The sequence below is a fragment of the Streptomyces yerevanensis genome (assembly GCF_000716805.1).
GTDB lineage: Bacteria > Actinomycetota > Actinomycetes > Streptomycetales > Streptomycetaceae > Streptomyces > Streptomyces flaveus.
This window is the reverse complement of record NZ_JNWJ01000005.1, coordinates 77,826-94,734: the sequence shown is the minus strand read 5'-3', so window position 1 is coordinate 94,734 and position 16,909 is coordinate 77,826. Positions and strand designations below refer to the sequence as shown.

Below are 16,909 nucleotides of genomic sequence, written 5' to 3'. Positions count from 1 at the left end.
GGTCACCAACGAGGGTGGCCGGCCGAACCGTTCCCCACGTGCCTGTAAGTGCCGTACGTCTCAGACCGCGAGCAAGTCGTCCAGCGACCCCCGGCCCGCCAACTCCGCGGCGGCCGCCGGGCTTTCCTTGTCCGCGGCGTACCGGCCCGAGGTCAGGGCCCACTCGTAGTTGCCGTTGATCCAGTGCTGGATGGCCTCGACGCCCATCCGCACCTGGTCCCGCTGCTCCTCCTCCAGCCCCAGCTCGTCGCACATCTGCGGTACCTGGGCCTCCAGTTCGACGTACCGGTCGAGACAGTCCGTGGTCATCCGGAACGCCTCGTCGGCCGCCTCCTGCCAGCTGCACCGGCGCTCCCGGTGCAGCACGGCTATGAGGTTGTGTCCGTCTCCTCTGCGCTTCTCACGCTCGAAGGAGTGGATGTCGTTCATGAAGCCGATGGTGTCCGCGGCCAGATCCCGCATCTGGATCATCAGCGGATGGGCCTGCACCTGCGCCGGAACCTCGAAGCCACGGCTGCGCTCACCGGCGTCGATGCTGTGGTGAATGCCGACCGTACGGCGGCGGAACTCGGCGTACTCCTCAAGACCGAGTGTGCCTTCCAGGCCGCGGGCCGCCAGGTCGACCTCCTCGGTGTGCGCCACGAGGAACCGGCCCCAGGAGGCCGCGAACCTCGTACGCCACGTCAGCGACATGCCCTCGGAAAGGTGCGCCCAGACCTCCGCCCAGGCCACCGTGATCGGGCAGTCCACCCGGGGCGTGCTCCCCGCGGGACGCAGCGGCGTGACGATGAGTTCGCGTGCCACGTCCGCTATGCGGTCGGCGCGGTCCGGCCTGGCGGCGTCGAACTGGTCGTCGAAAAGGAAGGCCAGTGAGAACCAGTTCATGAGGACGACCATGTCCTCGGCCGAGGCGTGCGGATACGTTCGGGCAGCGGCCTGGGGCAGATCCCAGGACCGGTACTCCTCGAAACCTTCTTTGCTGCGGACCAGACGACGGTCCCAGACCCAGCGCAGATGACGCGCCCGGGCGTACTCGAGATGCTCGCTGATGGGGGTGGTGAAGGGGAGGTCGAATTTGACGTCCTGCGGCATTCGCATCCTCTCTTGGAGACGATTCACAGGGCCCCCCACCCTGCGAGCGAGCGATCGGGACCGATCCCCGCTGACTCGAACTGCGTTTCCGGAGACGAAAGTTGACTCGAATTCGCTACGAGGCTGCCCTGATCGTAAATGATCTATGCCGTGACCTCCGTGACTTCTCCGTGACCTTCGTTACTCTTCCGGCGACCTTGGCGAAATGCCTACGCCGGTCGGCCCGTTGGTCGGGGACGACTGAATCCGGGGTGCGGGGTACCCGTGGACGACGGGGCGGCGGCTGGGAACGCCACCGCGTTCGGTCCCCGTACGGAGGAGACATGGCACTCGTAGTGGCAGGCGTCGTGGTGCTGGACTGTGCCGAGCCCGAGAAGCTCGCCCTGTTCTACAAGGAGTTGCTGGAGGCCGAGCAGACGGACGCGACCGCGAACCGCGTGGAGATCAAGGGCGCCGACGGGATCCGGATGGCGTTCCGCCGGGACATGGCGGCCACTCCACCGAGCTGGCCGCGCCCCGAGAACTCCCTCCAGGTACACCTGGACTTCCATGTGGAAGACCTCGACGAGGCGGAACGCAGGGTCGTGTCACTCGGCGGACGGCCGCTGGAGACCAAGGAGGCGTCCGGCCCCTTCGAGGAGCGGGGATACGCCGATCCGGCCGGCCACTCCTTCACCTTGCGCCGCACACGCGCCACGGCGCCCAAGTCGGGCTGAGCGCCGCCAAGTCGGGCCGAACGCAGAGTGGCAGTCAGGCTGAACGCAGGGCTGCCAGGGCGCGGTCCGCGTGCGCGCTCATCCTGAACTCGCTGCGCACCACCTCGAGTACCTTCCGGTCCTGGGAGATGACGAAGGTGACCCGCTTCGTGGGTGCCATCGTGAAACCGCGCTTCACACCGAACCGCTCCCGGATCGCGCCGTCCGGGTCGGACAGCAGCGGAAACCCGAGTGTGTGCTTCCCGGCGAACTCCTGCTGCCGGTCGACCGGATCGCCGCTGATCCCCACCGGCCGAGCCCCGGCGGCGGCGAACTCGGCGGCCAGATCGCGGAAGTGGCACGCCTCTGCGGTGCAGCCCGGTGTGAGAGCGGCCGGATAGAAGAAGAGGACGACAGGACCCTCGGCCAGGAGCTCGGAGAGCTTCCGGGAGGCGCCGGTCTCGTCGGGCAGCGCGAAGTCCTCGACGGTGTCGCCCACTTCTGGCTGGTTGCTCACAGCTCGTTCTCCTGCCTACCCGGCTTCCGGCCGCCGATCCGGAAGCCAACCTTACGCGACGGTAAGGGAGTTCAGTCCCGGCCTCCCTGTTCGCCGGACGGCCACACTCCGGTCCTGCGCTCGATGAACGCGGCACCCGTACGGTCCACGGCGCTGCGGACGACGGCGAAGATGGCCCCCTGGACGGCCGCGGCCAGCAGAATCTCGCCCCAACTCCGCTCCTTGTCCAACGCGTCGGGCGCGTCGTCCTCGTGCCGGATCGCCTTCCACGTCTTCTGGAAGGCCGTGGTGGCGAGGGTTCCGCTCGTCCAGCCGAGCAGGAAACCGAGGGGCTTGTAGGCGAGGGGCAGCTTCATCTTCTTCTGCTTCTTCGGCATCGCTGACTCCTTGTGTCCTTATGCCTTTGTCCATATGTAGTCGACCGTGTTCTTGTCCGCGCGGGTCAGGGCCGCCCGGCTGCCGGCACCCGCTCGCCCTCGGGCACGGGCCCCGGCGGGGTTCCGTCGCCGAACGGGCGGCCACCGAGCTCCTCGCGGCCATGTGGCGTCAGCCAGCCGGACAGATCGGGGCCGAGCGGCACGATGCGGGTCGGGTTGATGCCCGTGTGGACCTGGTAGTAGTGCCGCTTGATGTGGTCGAAGTCGACGGTGTCGCCGAAGCCGGGCGTCTGGTAGAGATCGCGGACATACGCCCACAGCACCTCATCCTCCGTCAACTTCCAGCGGTTGCACTTGAAGTGGCCGTGATAGACGGCGTCGAAGCGGACCAGCGTGGTGAACAGCCGGATGTCCGCCTCCGTGATCGTTTCGCCGACAAGATAGCGCCGGCGGGCGAGTCGCGCCGACAGCAGCTCCAGCCGCCGGAAGAGCCGCTCACAGGCCGCCGCGTACTCCTCCTGCTCGGTGGCGAAGCCGGCCCGGTACACCCCGTTGTTGACGTCCTCGTACACCTCCTCCATGATCTCGTCGATCTCGTCGCGCAGCCGGGCCGGATACAGGTCCGGCGCCCCCTCCCGGTGCAGGGCCGTCCACTCGGTGGCCAGGTCCAGGGTGATCTGCTGGAAGTCGTTGGTGACCAGGCGGCCACTGGGCACGTCCACGATCGCGGGGACGCTGACGCCGCCCGGATAGTCCGTCTCGCGTGCGTCGTACGCCTCACTGAGGAAGCGGATGCCGAGCACGGGGTCGCGGCCGTCCGCGTCCAGCGTGAAGCGCCAGCTGCGGTCGTCCTGGAGGGGGTCGGCGATGGCCAGCGACAGGGCGTCCTCAAGACCCAGCAGCCGCCGGGAGATCACCGCGCGGCTCGCCCAGGGGCAGGCCCGGCTGACGACCAGCCGGTACCGTCCGGCCTCGAGCGGCCAGCCCTCCCGGGCGCCCGCCGTGATGCGGTCCGTGAAGTGGCTCTTGGACCGCTTGAACGATTTCCTGCCGTACGCCTCGTTGCCGTCGGTGTCGCTCATGGCTGCTGTCCTTCCTGTCCTTCCTGAGGTGTGCGCCGACCTGCCCTGATGACAGGAGTTCCCCGAATTCGGCGCTCACCTCCGTGTGAGGGCGCCCGACTGGGGCAATCGGCCGAAGTGAGCCATAAGCCGTTGACCACCTCGGACCGCAGGACCCGTGTCACCGTGCTGGTGGCGCTGGCCGCGAACGTCGTGATCGCCGTGGCCAAGACGGTGGGCGGCCTGATCGCGGGCTCGCCCGCACTGCTGTCGGAGGCGGCGCACTCCGTGGCCGACAGCATGAACGAGGTGTTCCTCCTCGCCGCCCTGCGCCGCAGCCGGCGCCCCGCCGACAGCCGCCATCCCTTCGGCTACGGCAAGGAACGCTTCTTCTGGTCGCTCCTGGCAGCCGTCGGCATCTTCGTGATGGGCGGCTGCTTCTCCTTCTTCCAGGCCTTCGAAGCCCTGCGCAGGGGCGCGGCGGAGTCGTACGACGGCTACGTGGCGGGGCTCGTCGTCCTCGGGGTCGCCCTCGTCTCCGAGGGGATCTCCCTGCTGCGGGCCCTGCACCAGGTGCGTATCCAGGGCGGCGCCTCCGGGGCACGTGACCCGGCGCTGCGGACGGTCGTGGCCGAGGACGGCACCGCCGTGCTCGGCGTGACCCTCGCGATCGCCGGGATGGCGCTCCACATGGCCACCGGCCAGGTCGTCTGGGAGGCACTGGCCTCGTGCGCCATCGGGACGCTGCTCGTGTACGTGGCGTACCGCCTGGGCCGCGACGCCCGCGACCAGCTGATCGGCCGGGCCGCCGACCCCGAGCAGAGCCGCCGTATCCGTGCCCTGCTTCAGGCGCAGCCGGAGATCGACTCCGTGGAGTCCCTGCTGACGATGGAGCTGGGCCTGGACTCGACCCTGGTGGCCGCCCGGATCGACCTGACCCCCGGCCTGGACAGCGAAGAGGTCGAACTGGTCGCCGAACGCATCAAGCGGACCGTGTCCTACGCGATTCCGGAGGCCGACCAGATCTTCCTCGACATCACGGACGCACTGACCGCGAAGCGAACCGCCCGCCGCCAGCCACGAGGCAGTTGACCTGCGGGTTCGCCCCTGTCTCAGACAGCGGGCGACCCCGCCGCGACGGGGGAGCGCGGCGGGGCCTGAGGGTCGTGTGCCCGGCGCACGGCGCTTCATGCCTACCGGATCGAAGGAACCGGCCGGGCCTGCCGAGCACCGTGGCTACGGGATCAGTTGTCGTCGACCGGTTCCAGTACGAAGACCGGGATTTCGCGGTCCGTCTTCTTCTGGTAGTCGGCGTAGGGCGGGTATGCCGCGACGGCGCGCTCCCACCACACCGCCTTTTCCTCGCCGGTCACTTCGCGTGCCGTCATGTCCTTGACGACCGTGCCGTCCCGGAGCTCCACGTGGGGGTCGGCCTTGACGTTGAAGTACCAGACCGGGTGCTTGGGAGCGCCGCCCAGGGAGGCGACGGCGGCGTACGTGCCCTCGTGCTCCACACGCATGAGGGGCGTTTTGCGCAGCTTGCCGCTCTTGACGCCCTGGGTGGTCAGCAGGATCACGGGCATTCCCGTGTCCATCAACGTCGTCCCCTCGGTCCCGCCGGAGCTCTCCATCAACTCCACCTGCTCACGTACCCAGCCGGTGGGGCTGGGCTCGTACTCACCCTCAAGAGGCATGCCATCGTTCCCATCGTCGTGTGCGTGGTGAACCACCACGGAGGCGCACTCACCACTTACTACCCCACAGCACCTGGTGAAACGAACGGCTCAGAACGGATAGTGCGCGTGCTGCGTAGCCAGCGTCACCCACCGGGTGTTGCTGAACGCCTCGATGCCCCAGCGCCCGCCGAACCGGCCGTATCCGCTGGCCTTGAAGCCGCCGAAGGGAGCGTTCGGCTCATCGGCCACGGACTGGTCGTTGACGTGCACGATGCCGGTACGGATCCGGCGGGCGACCTTCAGCCCGTGAGTGCCGTTCTCGGTGATGATGCCGCACGTCAGCCCGTGCTCGGTGGCGTTGGCGAAGTCGATCGCCTCGTCGTCCGTGGCGAACGTGCTGATCACGGCGACCGGGCCGAAGGCCTCTCCGTGGTACAGCTCGGCGTTCTCCGGCAGATCGGTGAGCACGGTCGCCGGGTGTACGGCACCCTCGGGAGCCGTACCGCCGGTCAGCACGGTGGCGCCCTTGGCGACGGCGTCCTCGACCAGCGCGGCGACCCGGCGGGCGGCGTCCGGGGTGACCAGCGGGCCGACCACCGTGTGCGGGTTGGCAGGGTCGCCGGACGCGAGCGACTCGGTCTTCGCGACGAACTTGGCCGTGAACTCCTCGGCGAGGCTCTCGTGGACGAGGAGCCGGTCGGCCGACATGCAGATCTGGCCGGCGTTCATGAACACGGAGAAGACGGCGGCGTCGACCGCGTAGTCGACATCGGCGTCCGCGAGCACGATCACGGAGTTCTTGCCGCCGAGTTCGAGGACCGCGGGCTTGAGGTGCCGGGCCGCGTGGACGCCGATGATGCGGCCGACGCCGGTGGAACCGGTGAAGTTGACCGACCGTACACGCGGGTCGGCGATCAGCGCCTCGGCGACCGTGGCCGCGTCTTCGGGGGCGTTGGTGATCACGTTCAGTACGCCGTCGGGCAGGCCCGCGTCCCGCAGGACGTCCGCGACGAAGAGACCGCAGGCCAGCGGTGCGTCCTCGCTCGGCTTCATCACCACGGTGTTGCCCGCGGCGAGCGGGGCGGCGACGGCGCGGACGCCGAGGATGACCGGGGCGTTCCACGGCGAGAACGCCGCCACGACGCCGACGGGCTCCCGGACCGCGAGGCCGAGCGCGCCCTCCGTCTGGGCGTTCAGCACCTCGCCGCGCGGGGCGGTCACCGCGCCGGCGACCTCACGGAGCATGTTCGCGGCGAGGCCGACGTTGAACATGGCCCAGGGCCGGGTCCCGCCGACCTCGCCCGCCATCGTCCGTACGGCGTCCTCGACGCGGGACTCCAGCAGGTCGGCCGCGTCGAGGAAGATCTTGCGCCGGACCACCGGGCTGGTCGCGGCCCAGCCGGCGAACGCGGCATCCGCGGCGTCCACGGCGCGCGTGACATCCTCGACGCCGGCCGCGGCGACCGTGGCGTACACCTGGGAGCTGTACGGATTCACGTCCTCAGCGGTACGGCCGGAGGCGGCGGGCAGGTCCTTGCCGCCGATCAGCAGATCACGATGGAGGGTCATGGGGGCTCTTCCCGTCGTGCGGGGCAAGACGACCAGGCCCCCGAGGCTCAGCCGTTTGTCCGCCTGGTGAACATTTCTTCGTTGAATGTTGGATTGATTCTGCAGCGTGCCCCGGTCGCAGTCAATCGGCGACGTTGATCAACCGTGCGCCGGACCCCCGGTCTGTCGAGCACGGTTTCCAGGGTGCCTGATCCAGCCCGGAAACCCTTCCTCCACGTCGGCGTCCGCGCTGCCGGAGTCGCCGGGCTGCTGACTCACTCGCGGACGTAGCCGTCGTCGCCCGGCGTCGACACCTGCACATCCCGGCGCACGATGCTCAACCGGTCACCGAAGCCCGAACGGGCCTTTTCCAGACCGCGGTCGGTGTACTCGATCACCACGACCCGGTCGTCGAAGGCCTCCGCGTACGCGCCGCACTCGTCGTACGCACCGCACTCCTCCGCCACCGCGAAGTCCAGCCCCGTACGGGACCTGAGGCCGGCCAGCTCCACGGTGTTCTTCTGCGCGACGGCCAGACCACGGGCGTGCGCGTGCGCCGAGAGCAGCTTGATGAACGACATGGCGTCGTCCGCGGTGAGCAGGCCTCGGGAACGGGTGTAGCTGTCGTAGTTGTCCGGCTCGACGGCGTCGTACCCCTTGGCCGCACAGTCGTCGACCCACTGGTTGATCCGGACGGCGATACGCTTCCGTTTCGCCGGCATGCCGATGTCGAGCAGCGCCTCGTCCCAGTCGCCGTCCATCACGACCGCACCCTTCTTGTCGCGCAGCAGCAGGTCGGCGGGCCAGTCGTCCCCTGCGTCCGGCTGGGCCTGGAAGGCGTTGACGTAACAGATGTTGTAGAGGCCCGGAGCGGGGTCCGCCGCGCGGTCGCGGGCGACGACACGGACGCCGGACGGCGGGGGATAGGCGCCGCCGATCTGGTAGTCGAAGCCGGCGTTCCGGGGCGGCAGCCGAACCTTCCCGGGCTTCGGCGGTGCGGCGCTGCCGGCCGTGTCCTCGCCGTTCTTGCCGGACCCGGACGTACAGGCGGCCAGTGCCACAAGGGCGACCAGGGCAGCGGCAACGCGCTTGACGGGCATGCCTGTTCGGTCCATCGGAAGTCCTGCGCGCCTCGACACGCGAGGATCAAAGCCAGCGGGCAACGCACACGTCAAGTTGGCACGGCAGCGGCCCGTCTCAGACCCGGTTACCGTTTCGGGAGGTCGCCGCCCGTTGTTCCCGTACGGATGCAAGGAGAGCCGTGAGCACCCCCGACAAGCCGCTCGTGATCCTGCGCGCCGCCCCCCACCCCACCGACCGCATCTTCACGCCGGACGCGCTCACCCGGCTGCACGACCGCTTCACCGTCATCGAACCGGACTCCGAAGCAGCTCTCGACGATGCCCTGCCCGATGCTTTCGCGGTGGTCGGGCAGCCCGAACTGCCGGCCGAACGGCTCGCCCGGGCAGGGAAGTTGAAGGCCGTACTCAACGTCGAGGGCAACTTCTACCCGCACGTCGACTACGACTCCTGCTTCGAGCGCGGCATCCACCTCCTCAACTGCGGCCCCGCATACGCCCAGGCCGTCGCCGAGTACGCACTCGGGCTCGCCCTCGACCTGGCGCGCGGCATCAGCCGCGAGGACCGCGCCTTCCGTGCCGGACGGGAGCGGTACGTGTACGAGGGCAACGCCGATGCCGTACTGCTGCGGGGCTCGGACATCGGCCTGATCGGCTTCGGCCAACTCGGCCGTGCCCTCCACCCGCTGCTGGCGGCCTTCCGCCCCACGCTCCGGGTGTACGACCCCTGGCTGCCGCCCGCCGTCCTGCGCGAGCAGGGCCTTGTGCCCGCCACGCTGGACGAGACCCTGACCCGCAGCCGGTTCGTGTTCGTGCTGGCCACCGTCACCGACGAGAGCCGCCATCTGCTCGGCGAGCGCGAACTGGACCTGCTGCCGGACGGTGCCCGGCTCGTGCTCATCAGCCGGGCACCTGTCGTCGACTTCCCGGCGCTGCTCGCGCGGGTCGCCGAGGGTCGGCTGCTGGCGGGCATCGACGTCTGGCCCGAGGAACCCGTCGCCGCCGACGACCCCGCTCGCGGCCTGGAAGGGCTGGTGCTCTCCGCCCACCGCGCGGGCGGCATCCCGGAGGCGTTCTGGACCATCGGCGACATGGTGGTCGACGACTTGACCCTGATCGCCCGGGGCCTGCCGCCCGCCCGTATGCAGGTCGCCGCACGCGAACTCGTCGGCCGCTACCGCAACCGTCCCGTCAGCTGAAGGACCCCACATGAAGATCCCCTGCCAAGGCCTCCTCTTCGACAACGACGGCGTCCTGGTCGACTCCGACGAGGGTGTCGACCAGGCATGGAGCCGGTGGGCCCGGAAACGCGGCCTGCCTGCCGAGGAGGTCACCGCGATGGTGCACGGGCGGCGCTCCGCCGACACCGTCGCGCTGCTCGTCGACGATCCGGCCGAGCGGCCCGCGGCGCTCGCCGAGATCGACCGCCTGGAAATCGAGGCCGCCGCCCTCACGACCGCACTGCCCGGCGCCCTTGACCTCCTCACGGCCCTGCCGCAAGGGAGTTGGGCCATCGTGACCTCCGGCGTCACCGCCCTCGCCCGGGCCCGCCTCATCGCCGCGGGTCTGCCGCTGCCACTCGTACTCATCACTGCGGACGACGTCACCCACGGCAAACCGGCCCCGGACGGCTACCGCACGGCGGCCGAGAAGCTCGGACTCGACCCGGCGACAGCCGTCGTGTTCGAGGACAGCGTCGCGGGCGCGACCGCGGGGGCCACGGCGGGGGCGTACGTCATCGGAGTCGGCGAGCGGGGTCTGGCCACGGACGCCTCCGTCGTCGTACCCGACCTGCGAGGGCTGACCTGGCAGGACGGCGTCCTGGACCTAACCGCTGCGCGACTGTTGCGGTCCTGACGCCTACCGGGGTGGGGGAGGGTTCCTTTCCCCAACCCCGCCCCTTCCCGAAACTGGGGGCTGCGCCCCCAGACCCCCCAAGGGGGTGGTGGGTGACACTGCGTGTTGCGGCTGCGGGTGCGTCGTGGCTGGTCGCGCAGTTCCCCGCGCCCCTGAAAAGCAAAAGCCTGCGCCTACCCAGGCGCCCTGGGGAAGCCCGCACCCCCGACTACCCGCGGCTTCCCTCCGGCGGGAGGGGGCGTGGGCCGGTGCGTCGTATGCCCGTCGCTTAGCTTCGGTCTCGGAGGACCAGGACCGTGTACCAGGCCAGGGCCGTATGCCCGCCCTGCGACGGGCTGACGCACCGGCCCACGACCCCGCACCCCCACCCACCCCAGGGGCGCGGGGAACTGCGCGACCAGCCACCCACACACCCGCACTCGCCCACGAACCAAACGAACCACCCCCGTAGGCGCCCCGCCCAACCGCCGGAGGCACCCCGCGGGGAACTGCGCGACCAGCCACAACGCACCCGCACCCAAAAACGAACCCAGCGGAGCGCCTAGTGCGGTCCCGCTGCGAACTCCGTGCCGCAAGGCCCCGCCCCCTCGCTCTCCCGCAGCGGAACCGGATCACCGCTCATAGTCAGCGTGCGGTAGTGGCTCCCGATGCACTCGGCCGACCGCCCCACGTAGTGGGCGATGAACGACCGGCGGAACCGGTCAGCGGAGCGATTCGGCTGCGAGCCGTGCACCAGCGTGCCGTTGAAGAACAGAACGTCACCCGGCGACATGTCGACCGGCACGGCGGCAAGGCCGGCCGGCGGCGGTACGTACTCCCGCGCGAACGACAGCCCCTCGTCGGCCTCCTCCGGGCAGAACAGGTCCATCTTGTGCGTGCCGGGAACGACCTTCAGGCCGCCGTTCTCGCGGTCGATCACATCGCAGGCGATCCACGCGGCCACGCATGTGCCCGGCTCGACACGGAGATAGAAGTTGTCCTGGTGCAGGGCCTGGCCCCGGGCGCCCGGCGGCTTGAAGTAGAACATGCTCTGGGCGGCGAGGACCTCCTCGCCGAAGAGGGTCTCCAGGACGCCGCGCAGCCGCGGTTCGAGGAGGAAACGCAGCGCCAAGTCGTTGATGCGGTGCGGGTGCATCACGCGGGGGTAGCGGTGCAGCGGATCGGCGGGCCCCAGGGTCTCCGAGACGCGCGGCTCGAAGTGGCCGGGCACCGGACCGGCGGCGTGCAGGGCCATGAACTCCGCGTTCAGCTCGGCGATCTCGTCCCGGCCGAACAGTCCGCGCAGCACCGTGAAGCCGTCCTCCTCGAACTGCCGGTGGCCGGCCTCGGGCAGGATGGGCTCATGGAAGGCGCCGATGTCCGTGACTGTCATGCGTTCACCCTTTCCGGCTCAGGCTCCGTCCATCCCACGCTAGGCCGCCGCGTCTTTCGGGAGGATGCCCGTGGACGCTGAGGGATTGCCCGAGCCTGCTGTCCCGGCCCCGCCACCGGGTCTTGTCACCGTCGGCCGCTTCGACGAACGGCCCGGCTACAACGTCAACCGGCCGCGCGGCGCGGACAGTTGGCTGTTCACCTGGACCACGGGCGGACACGGACGGCTGAGCCAGGGCGCCGTCGAAACGCGGGCGGGCGCGGGGGACCTGGTGGTCCTCGGACCGGACGTTCCCCATCGGTACGCGGTCGCGCCGGGCGCCCGGCGCTGGGCGTTCTGGTGGGTGCACTGCCAGGCCAGGCCGTCGTGGGCGGGCTGGCTGCGGCCGTACGCACGCGGGGACCGGCTGTACGTGGTGCCGCCGGCCCCGGGCGGCGTACCCGAACGCGTGGAGTCGACGTTCCGGCGGATGCTGACCGACGCGCGGTGGACGGGCCAGGGTGCACCACCCGGCCGGACCGCCGCGCCGGGCACCGCAGAGGCCGGTCAGGTCGCCGTCGCCCATGGAGCCGCGGCCCGCGAACTGGCCCTGTGCTCCCTGGAGTCGATCGTGCTGCTCACGGCCGCCACCGCGCGCTCGGAGCCGCAGCGGTCCGGCATCGACGTACGGATCCGCCGGGCCGAGGCGCTGATCGCGGCGGACCCGGGCGCGCCGCACACCGTGGAGTCGCTGGCCGCGGGCGTGTCGCTGTCGCCCTCCCGGTTCGCGCACCTGTTCAGTCAGCAGCTCGGCCAGTCCCCGATGCGGGCCCTGCTCGCCGCACGACTGCTGCACGCCGCCCGGCTCCTGGAGGCCACCGACCTGCCGGTGGAACGGGTGGCGGCGGCCTCCGGCTTCACCAGCCCGTTCCACTTCAACCGCGTCTTCAAGCAGCGTTACGGGACGCCTCCCGGTGCGTATCGGGCCGGACTCCGCGCCCCGTAGAACATCCGAGGTCTGCCCTTCCCGGACGGCAAATCGGCACATACTCCAGGTAACTTCAGGAAACGAAATTCGAATCACCTGGAGGCGAACTCTTGTTGACGCCTTGTCGGCTACAACTACTCGGGTAGAAAAGGAGGTTGAGGGGTTCCGCTTGTACCGGGACGGTGCGCTGTGCAAGGGTGCGTTTGGTGGTGTGCGGTAATTCCATACCGACTGGTATGCACTGATTTCGGCAAGGTCCTTGGAGGAAAGTGCACGTGAGCGGCGCGACGGACGAGCAACTGCTGGCGCGACACTGGGCAGCGGTCCACTCGTACGCGCGACTGTGCACCAGCAGTACGCAGTACGCCGGAATGCTCACCACCGCCACATTCACACGAGCGTTCGGTGAATACGAGCGGCGGACGGGATCGACCGTGGCATGGCTGCCGCGGCTGCTCGTCACCGTGCGCGGTATCGCGGCCGAATGGGACGCGGACCACCGGCGCTCCCAGCTCCACCCCGATCTCCACTCCGGCCCCGAGGACGGCGACCGCGCCACGGCACGGCTTCTTCCGCCGGAGAACCGGCGCCTGGTGTCCCGCGCATTTCAGGAGTTGCCGGAGCCCGCCCGCTGCATTCTGTGGCACGTGGAAGTCGAGGCGGAGGACCTCGCGATACCGGCCGAACTGCTCGGCCTGACCGCCGCCGACGCTCCCGCACAGCTGGAGCGGGCGCGTGACCTCTTGCGTGTGGGCACTCTCGAGGCGCACAGCGAACTCGCCCCCCGGGAGGAGTGCCGTCGCTACAACCGACTGCTGGACGCCTCGCTCCGGCGCGGCGGCGATACCTGCCGCGACCTGCTGCGGCACATGAACAAATGCGGGTACTGCCGGTACGCGGCCGACCAGCTGGACCAGTCCGGCGGCCGGCTGCCGGTGCTGCTGGCCGAGGCGGTGCTCGGCTGGGGAGCACGGCCCTATCTCGACTCCCGGCCCGGCCGCCGTGCCCGTTTCGAGGAAGCACAGGCGGGCCCCGTCGTGGCCCGGGCACCCACGGGCCCGCTCATGGAGGAGCCGCCGCCGGGTCCGGTCGTGGCCGTGACCTCGGGCGAATCCTGGACTGCCGACCCCGCGGGCGCCTACCACCACGAGGCGCAAGCCTCCCCGTACCCCGACGACCCCACCGAGCAGCACTTCGGCCTTCCTCCCGCGGAGCCCCACCCCACGGAACCTCACCCCTTCGAGCCCAGAAGACGCTCGCGCGGCCGGAGAACCCTCGCCCTGGCCGCGCTCGCCGTGAGCGCGGGCGTCGCCATATCGCTCGCCCTGTGGGCCGGCGACAGGGACGACACTCAGCCTCCCTCCGACGCGGGAACGGGGACGGCGTCCAGGACACCCGGTTCCCAGGCGCCCGGTGCCGATCCGTCCAGAGCCGGCTCGGACGACTCGCCGTCCGGCACAGTGCGCGGCCGGCTGCGCAACGCCGGGAACGATCTGTGCGTCGGCATCGCCGGCAGCAAGGCGGTCAAGGACGCGGAGGCCGTGCTCACCACCTGCACCTCCTCCGCCCGGCAGCAGTGGTCGTACGAGAGCAATGGCCTCCTCCGCAGCCTCGACGTCCCCGAGCTGTGCCTCGACTCCCGCCTCGCCTCCTCGGTCCGGCTGGGCAAGTGCGAGGGCCGGACCAAGAAAGACACCAAGAACGTGCGGTACGACCTCACCCTCGACGACAGCCTGGTGCCGCTCGCACGCGCGGAACTGGCCCTGACACCCGCCGCGCCGGAAGGCAAGACGGACCTCGTCCTCAAAACCCGGGACGACAGCGAAATCCAGCGCTGGCAGTTCGACACCTCGGTGGACTCGCTCCAGATGGAGTGGATCAACGCGTACACGGACGGCGACTCGCCGGAACCGACGCGCAGTGACCGGCCCACCCCGACCCGCACGCCGCCCCCCACACCGTCGGAGGCGTCCCCGACTGTGCCTCCGGCGACCCCCACCCCCGACCCCGGCCAGCCGTGCTACGGCTACTACTGCTGGTACGACGGGCACGGCGGCGGGTACGGAGGTGACGGGTATGGAGGCGGCTGGCCCGGAGGCGGCGGCTGGTCCGGAGGCGAGGGCGGCCGACGATGACCCGAAAGGCACCGCCGGAGAAGCCACGTCACATCCGAACCGTCAGTCCTCGTCCAGCGTCAGCTCCGCCCAGATCGTCTTCCCCTCGGGCGTGTACCGGCTGCCCCACCGCTGGGTGAGCTGGGCGACCAGAAGCAGTCCGCGACCGCCCTCGTCGAAGGTCTTGGCGCGACGCAGATGCGGAGCCGTGTGGTTGGCGTCCGACACCTCGCAGATCAGCGTGTCGGCATCGTGGATGAGGCGCAGCCGGATGGGGCGCTCGCCGTACCGGATGGCGTTGGTGACGAGTTCGCTCACCACGAGCTCCGTCGTGAACGCCGCCTCATCCAGGTCCCAGGTGCCCAGCTGATGGACGACCTGCTTGCGGACAGGAGCCACGAGGGCGGGGTCGGCCGGGATGTCCCAGGTCGCCACCTGAGAGGCCGGAAGTCCGCGGGTACGGGCGAGGAGCAGGGCCACGTCGTCGGCAACGCCGGTCGGCGGGAGCAGCGACTGGAGGACGTGGTGGCAGGTGTCGTCCAGGGAGCTCGAGGGGCGGGCCAGCGCCTGGCACAGCATCCGATGGCTGATGTCGATGTCCCGGTCGCGGCTCTCCACCAGGCCGTCGGTGTAGAGGGCGAGCACGGTCCCTTCGTTGAGCGTGAGCTCGATGGACTCGAACGGCAGCCCGCCCAGACCCAGGGGCGGCCCGGGCGGTACGTGGATCTCCTGGGGCGGGCCGTCCGGCGGCAGCATCACCGGGGGCGGATGCCCGGCCCGTGCGAGGGTGCATCGGCGACTGATCGGGTCGTACACCGCGTACAGGCAGGTGGCGCCGACCTCGCCCGTCGTGCCGTCGCCGCCTGCCTCGGTGGACAGCTTGAGGACCAGGTCGTCGAGGTGGGTCAGCAGCTCGTCCGGAGCCAGGTCGATGTCGGCGAGCGTGCGGACGGCGGTCCGTAGGCGCCCCATCGTGGCCGACGCCTGGACGCCGTGGCCGACGACGTCCCCGACGACCAGGGCGGCCCGCATGCCCGACAGCGGGATCACGTCGAACCAGTCGCCGCCGACCCCGGCCTGGGCCGCGGGCAGATAGCGGGAGGCCGCTTCGAGGGCGGCCGTGCGCGGCAGTGTCCGGGGCAGCAGGCTGCGCTGCAGGGCGAGCGCGGTCGCGCGTTCGCGGGTGTAGCGGCGGGCGTTGTCGATGCAGACGGCCGCCCTGGCCGCGATCTCCTCGGCCAGCAGGACGTCGTCGGGGGTGAAGGGCTCGGCCCGCCGGAACCGGGTGAGGACGACGACGCCCAGGGGCGCGCCGCGGGCCTGCATCGGGACCGACATCGTCGAGTGGATGCCGTACTCCTTGACACGCTCGAAGCGCGGCCGGTCCCAGGCGAGCCACTCCGACAGCGTGGACGCGAGGTCCGAGGCCACGATGGGCCGGCCCGCCAGCAGGGAGTCGGCCTGCGGCGAGGATGCCGGGTAGACGTCGACCTGGCCCGGCTTGACCACCGCCTCCGGGTTGCCCGGGTTCACCGACCGGTGGGCGGCACGGCGCAGGCTGACGGGGGCGGACAGCCGCCCGGAGGACAGTTCGCCGCTCCGGCCCTCCACATCGATCAGGTCGACGCTGACGAAGTCGGCGAGCGCGGGCACGCACACGTCGGCCAGTTCCTGCGCCGTGCGTCTGACGTCGAGGGTGGAGCCGATACGGATGCTCGCCTCGTTGACGAGCTGCAGGCGCTCCCGGGCCAGGTGCTGCTCGGTGAAGTCGTGGGCGGTCAGACAGACGCCGCGCACCCTGCCCTCGGGGTCCGTGAGCGGCGCGATACGGGCCAGCCAGGCGTGCGGCTCCCGCTCACTGCCCATCCTCATGTACGTCTGCACATCCTCGGGCTGCCCGGACAGCAGCACCCGGATCAGATGCCGTTCGAGGTCCTCGCTCTGCGGCCTACCGCCGATCTCGGGGAGCCGCAGTCCGCGGATCCGTTCCTCCGGGAGGCCGATCGCGATGGCCATCGCCTCGTTGATCCGGCGCAGCCGCAGCCGCTCGTCGTAGATCGCCGTGGCGCAGGGGGACTGTTCCAGGAGCGCGGTCGTCAGGGGATCGCCGTCGGGCAGCGGGTCCCTGCCGTCGAGGGGTGCGACGAGGAGCCAGTCGCTGCGGTCGCCGCGCTCGGGCCGTCGCCGGTGTGCGAGCAGCCATACGTTCCGGGGGCGGCCGTCCTGATGGCGCAGCGCGAGCTCTCCGCTCCAGCGAGCGCTCGTCGACTCGGGCCCCGCGGCCTCGCCGCCCGGGGCCAGCAGATCCGCGGCGGGCCGGCCGAGGACATCGGCCGGGGCATGGCCGAGCAGGCGCCGGGCGCCCTCGCTCCACTCGACGATGATGCCGTCCGCGTCGAGGACGGCCCGTGCCGTGGCGGTCTCGTCGAAGGGGTAGTCCGGACCGTCGGGCGGCGGTGTGTCGTCGTGGCTCCTCATCGTCGCCACACTCCATTGCGTCCCTTGCGGACACTGACAGTGATCAGCTGCGTCACTTGGGTCCCAGGGTAGTCCG

15 protein-coding genes are annotated in these 16,909 nt (G+C 70.5%); 6 read left to right on the top strand and 9 right to left on the bottom strand.

Features of this window, described 5'->3' with window-relative positions; genetic code table 11:
• Positions 1-60: 60 nt before the first annotated feature.
• Positions 61-1,092 (bottom strand): 7-epi-alpha-eudesmol synthase, encoded by a 1,032-nt coding sequence (locus tag OP79_RS06510; RefSeq protein WP_033319012.1) that lies wholly within the window; start codon positions 1,090-1,092, stop codon positions 61-63.
• Positions 1,093-1,415: 323 nt separating this feature from the next.
• Here OP79_RS06510 and OP79_RS06505 point away from each other — a divergent pair, with 323 nt between their 5' ends.
• The gene (locus OP79_RS06505; RefSeq protein ID WP_033319011.1) at positions 1,416-1,808 is read left to right on the top strand and encodes a VOC family protein; all 393 of its coding nucleotides are present in this window, start codon (positions 1,416-1,418) and stop codon (positions 1,806-1,808) included.
• Between the two features lie 34 nt (positions 1,809-1,842).
• On the opposite strand, the gene OP79_RS06500 is transcribed toward OP79_RS06505, so the two are convergent.
• From OP79_RS06500 to OP79_RS06490, 3 genes are all read right to left on the bottom strand, one after another.
• A complete protein-coding gene (locus OP79_RS06500) occupies positions 1,843-2,304 on the bottom strand; it encodes a peroxiredoxin (RefSeq protein ID WP_033319010.1) in 462 nt (153 codons plus the stop codon).
• Between the two features lie 71 nt (positions 2,305-2,375).
• A complete protein-coding gene (locus OP79_RS06495) occupies positions 2,376-2,681 on the bottom strand; it encodes a DUF4235 domain-containing protein (RefSeq protein WP_033319009.1) in 306 nt (101 codons plus the stop codon).
• A gap of 65 nt (positions 2,682-2,746) precedes the next feature.
• Entirely contained in the window at positions 2,747-3,763 is a 1,017-nt protein-coding gene (locus OP79_RS06490; protein WP_033319008.1) for a glutathione S-transferase family protein, read from the bottom strand.
• Positions 3,764-3,811: 48 nt separating this feature from the next.
• On the opposite strand from OP79_RS06490, the gene OP79_RS06485 reads away from it, so the two are divergent.
• On the top strand, positions 3,812-4,834 hold the full coding sequence (locus tag OP79_RS06485; protein ID WP_078491643.1) for a cation diffusion facilitator family transporter: 1,023 nt from the start codon (positions 3,812-3,814) through the stop codon (positions 4,832-4,834).
• A gap of 152 nt (positions 4,835-4,986) precedes the next feature.
• Here the strand turns inward: OP79_RS06485 and OP79_RS06480 are convergent, their stop codons facing one another.
• From OP79_RS06480 to OP79_RS06470, 3 genes are all read right to left on the bottom strand, one after another.
• Complete coding sequence (locus OP79_RS06480; RefSeq protein WP_033319007.1) at positions 4,987-5,436, bottom strand: nitroreductase family deazaflavin-dependent oxidoreductase; 450 nt, start codon at positions 5,434-5,436, stop codon at positions 4,987-4,989.
• A gap of 90 nt (positions 5,437-5,526) precedes the next feature.
• Positions 5,527-6,987 carry an aldehyde dehydrogenase family protein gene (locus OP79_RS06475; protein WP_033319006.1) on the bottom strand — a complete coding sequence of 487 codons (1,461 nt, stop codon included), beginning with the start codon at positions 6,985-6,987 and terminating at the stop codon, positions 5,527-5,529.
• A gap of 254 nt (positions 6,988-7,241) precedes the next feature.
• On the bottom strand, positions 7,242-8,081 hold the full coding sequence (locus tag OP79_RS06470; RefSeq protein WP_033319005.1) for an endo alpha-1,4 polygalactosaminidase: 840 nt from the start codon (positions 8,079-8,081) through the stop codon (positions 7,242-7,244).
• A gap of 146 nt (positions 8,082-8,227) precedes the next feature.
• Between OP79_RS06470 and OP79_RS06465 the strand changes: the two genes are divergently transcribed.
• Positions 8,228-9,244: a hydroxyacid dehydrogenase gene (locus tag OP79_RS06465; RefSeq protein WP_033319004.1), complete on the top strand. Its 1,017-nt coding sequence runs from the start codon at positions 8,228-8,230 to the stop codon at positions 9,242-9,244.
• A gap of 10 nt (positions 9,245-9,254) precedes the next feature.
• Complete coding sequence (locus OP79_RS06460; protein WP_033319003.1) at positions 9,255-9,902, top strand: HAD-IA family hydrolase; 648 nt, start codon at positions 9,255-9,257, stop codon at positions 9,900-9,902.
• A 541-nt stretch (positions 9,903-10,443) separates the two neighbouring features.
• Here OP79_RS06460 and OP79_RS06455 read toward each other — a convergent pair.
• Positions 10,444-11,274, bottom strand: a complete 831-nt coding sequence (locus OP79_RS06455) for a phytanoyl-CoA dioxygenase family protein (RefSeq protein WP_033319002.1) — start codon at positions 11,272-11,274, stop codon at positions 10,444-10,446.
• A gap of 64 nt (positions 11,275-11,338) precedes the next feature.
• Between OP79_RS06455 and OP79_RS06450 the strand changes: the two genes are divergently transcribed.
• Positions 11,339-12,259 (top strand): helix-turn-helix domain-containing protein, encoded by a 921-nt coding sequence (locus OP79_RS06450; RefSeq protein ID WP_033319001.1) that lies wholly within the window; start codon positions 11,339-11,341, stop codon positions 12,257-12,259.
• Positions 12,260-12,516: 257 nt separating this feature from the next.
• A complete protein-coding gene (locus OP79_RS06445; protein ID WP_051744450.1) occupies positions 12,517-14,376 on the top strand; it encodes a ricin-type beta-trefoil lectin domain protein in 1,860 nt (619 codons plus the stop codon).
• 42 nt (positions 14,377-14,418) lie between these two features.
• Here OP79_RS06445 and OP79_RS06440 read toward each other — a convergent pair whose 3' ends face one another.
• On the bottom strand, positions 14,419-16,833 hold the full coding sequence (locus tag OP79_RS06440) for a SpoIIE family protein phosphatase (RefSeq protein WP_051744449.1): 2,415 nt from the start codon (positions 16,831-16,833) through the stop codon (positions 14,419-14,421).
• Positions 16,834-16,909 lie beyond the last annotated feature (76 nt).

Bases quoted from the DNA above. Each gene is read 5' to 3' on its own strand.
- OP79_RS06510 (WP_033319012.1), bottom strand. From the start codon at position 1,092: ATGCCGCAGGACGTCAAATTCGACCTCCCCTTCACCACCCCCATCAGC.
- OP79_RS06505 (WP_033319011.1), top strand. From the start codon at position 1,416: ATGGCACTCGTAGTGGCAGGCGTCGTGGTGCTGGACTGTGCCGAGCCC.
- OP79_RS06495 (WP_033319009.1), bottom strand. From the start codon at position 2,681: ATGCCGAAGAAGCAGAAGAAGATGAAGCTGCCCCTCGCCTACAAGCCC.
- OP79_RS06490 (WP_033319008.1), bottom strand. From the start codon at position 3,763: ATGAGCGACACCGACGGCAACGAGGCGTACGGCAGGAAATCGTTCAAG.
- OP79_RS06485 (WP_078491643.1), top strand. From the start codon at position 3,812: ATGACAGGAGTTCCCCGAATTCGGCGCTCACCTCCGTGTGAGGGCGCC.
- OP79_RS06480 (WP_033319007.1), bottom strand. From the start codon at position 5,436: ATGCCTCTTGAGGGTGAGTACGAGCCCAGCCCCACCGGCTGGGTACGT.
- OP79_RS06475 (WP_033319006.1), bottom strand. From the start codon at position 6,987: ATGACCCTCCATCGTGATCTGCTGATCGGCGGCAAGGACCTGCCCGCC.
- OP79_RS06470 (WP_033319005.1), bottom strand. From the start codon at position 8,081: ATGGACCGAACAGGCATGCCCGTCAAGCGCGTTGCCGCTGCCCTGGTC.
- OP79_RS06460 (WP_033319003.1), top strand. From the start codon at position 9,255: ATGAAGATCCCCTGCCAAGGCCTCCTCTTCGACAACGACGGCGTCCTG.
- OP79_RS06455 (WP_033319002.1), bottom strand. From the start codon at position 11,274: ATGACAGTCACGGACATCGGCGCCTTCCATGAGCCCATCCTGCCCGAG.
- OP79_RS06450 (WP_033319001.1), top strand. From the start codon at position 11,339: ATGCCCGTGGACGCTGAGGGATTGCCCGAGCCTGCTGTCCCGGCCCCG.
- OP79_RS06440 (WP_051744449.1), bottom strand. From the start codon at position 16,833: ATGAGGAGCCACGACGACACACCGCCGCCCGACGGTCCGGACTACCCC.